Genomic DNA, 1,996 nt, shown 5'->3' with positions numbered 1-1,996 from the left:
CATCCCGACCCGTCCCCCGCGACCGGGTCCCGCGCCGACGACCCCGCGCCGACCGCCCCGGACGGCACCGCGGACAGCACGGACATCGTAGACATCGTGGACATCTCGTATTCCCCCTGTCCCAACGACACCTTCGTCTTCCACGCCTGGACGCACGGCCTGGTGCCGGGCGCCGAGCCGCCCCGGGTGCGGTTCGCCGACATCGACGTCACCAACGGCATGGCCCGACGCGGGGAGGGCCGGGTGCTGAAGGTGTCCTACGCGGTGCTGCCGCACGTCCTGGACACCTACGCGCTGCTGCCCTGCGGCGGGGCGCTGGGGCGGGGCTGCGGGCCGCTGCTGCTCGGCCGCGAGGCGGTCCGTCCCGGTGAACAGGGCACCGCCCTGACCGGTCGCACGGTGGCGGTGCCCAGCGAACTGTCCACCGCCTACCTGCTGTTCCGTCTGTGGGCGGCCCGGTGGGTGCCGGAGGGGCCGGGGAACGTCGTGGTGATGCCGTTCCACGAGATCATGCCCGCCGTGCGGGACGGCCGGGTGGACGCCGGTCTGGTGATCCACGAGGCCCGCTTCACGTACCGGGAGTACGGATTGCACCAGTTGGTGGACCTGGGCGAGTTCTGGGAGGGGACCACCGGACACCCGATCCCGCTGGGCGCGATCATCGCCCGCCGGGACCTGGGGGCGGAGCGGCTGCGCGCCCTGTCGGAGACCATCCGGACCTCGGTGCGGATGGCGTGGGAGAACCCGTCGGCCTCGCACGCCCACGTGATGGAGCACGCGCAGGAGATGGACCCGTCGGTGGCCGATCGACACATCGCCCTGTACGTGAACGAGTTCACCGCCGATCTGGGCGAGGACGGGTACGCGGCGGTCCGTGAACTGCTGGGCCGGGCGGCCTCGGAGGGGCTGGTGCCCCCGCTGCCGCCGGCCGCCCTGGAGCCCCCCTTCGGGGACTGATCCGGCGCACCCGGCGTGCCGGGACGCGGCCGGCCCCGGACCCGTCGGGTCCGGGGCCGGTCGGCGCGGTGCTCAGACGTCCAGCTGGTCGGCGACCGCCCGCAGCATGCCGGCGATCTTCCGCCCGTTGGCCCGGTCCGGGTAGCGGCCCCGCTCCAGCTGCTGGGCCACCCCGTCGAGGAGGGTGGTGAGGTCCTGGACGATGGAGATCATCTCGTCCGGCTTGCGTCGCTGGGCGGCCGCCACCGAGGGGGTCGGGTCGAGGATCGTCACCGACAGGGCCTGGTCGCCGCGCTGTCCGGCGACCACCCCGAACTCGACCCGCTGGCCGGGCTTGAGGGCGTCCACGCCCGGCGGGAGGACGGAGGAGTGCACGAAGACATCGCCGCCGTCGTCCCGGGAGAGGAAGCCGAAGCCCTTCTCGCTGTTGAACCACTTGACCTTGCCGGTAGGCACGTGTCCTCGTCCTCGCTGTCGCTCGGGCCGCCTCGCATCGGCCGGTGGAATGTCGTCTCGGTGCGTCCGTGCGGGTGGGTGCCGTGAGTGCCGTGGGCGTGCGGTGACGGCAGGCGGCGGGCCGCACGACCCGCCGTCCACCCCCCAGGCTAATCGCCCCCGCCGAATGGGCAAGATCGCCTCGGGACGGACGCCCCGCCCGTCGGGGCGGGGGGCGGCGTCCGCGCCCGGAGGGCCCCGCCTACCCTGGAGGGGTGAGCAGCGCATCCGAACCGACGGCGGCCGAGAGCCGCAGTGGTGATCTGCTGGTCCGAATCGGCGGAGTGGTCTTCGCCGTCGGGGCGGTGGCCACACTGATCACCTTCATCCCCATGTTCATCGGCTCCGAACCCTTCCCCCCGATCGCCTACGGGGTGTCGATGCTGATGGGAGCGGGCTTCGCGCTCGCCGGCGCGGGCATGATCCGCGACATCCTGGCGCAGCGGCGCCGCGACCGGGCGGTCCGGGGCGGGTCCGCGCCGGGGGCGCGCGCCGCCGCCGCGGACACCGGGGGCGCGGCGGGCTGACGCCCGCCCCTCACGCA

3 protein-coding genes are annotated in these 1,996 nt (G+C 74.1%); 2 read left to right on the top strand and 1 reads right to left on the bottom strand.

The annotated features are described in order from the left end of the window. Positions 1 to 96 precede the first annotated feature (96 nt). Complete coding sequence (locus FOE67_RS24070) at positions 97 to 957, top strand: 1,4-dihydroxy-6-naphtoate synthase (protein ID WP_438874299.1); 861 nt, start codon at positions 97 to 99, stop codon at positions 955 to 957. Between the two features lie 72 nt (positions 958 to 1,029). Here the strand turns inward: FOE67_RS24070 and FOE67_RS30525 are convergent, their stop codons facing one another. Continuing rightward, positions 1,030 to 1,413 (bottom strand): cold-shock protein, encoded by a 384-nt coding sequence (locus tag FOE67_RS30525; protein ID WP_182666939.1) that lies wholly within the window; start codon positions 1,411 to 1,413, stop codon positions 1,030 to 1,032. 254 nt (positions 1,414 to 1,667) lie between these two features. Between FOE67_RS30525 and FOE67_RS24060 the strand changes: the two genes are divergently transcribed. Beyond that, a complete protein-coding gene (locus tag FOE67_RS24060; protein ID WP_182666938.1) occupies positions 1,668 to 1,979 on the top strand; it encodes a hypothetical protein in 312 nt (103 codons plus the stop codon). The last annotated feature ends 17 nt before the right edge of the window (positions 1,980 to 1,996 follow it).

The sequence above is a fragment of the Streptomyces calidiresistens genome, from assembly GCF_014141525.1.
GTDB lineage: Bacteria > Actinomycetota > Actinomycetes > Streptomycetales > Streptomycetaceae > Streptomyces > Streptomyces calidiresistens.
The sequence above is the reverse complement of the archived record's forward strand: the minus strand, read 5'-3'. Positions and strand labels throughout refer to the sequence as shown.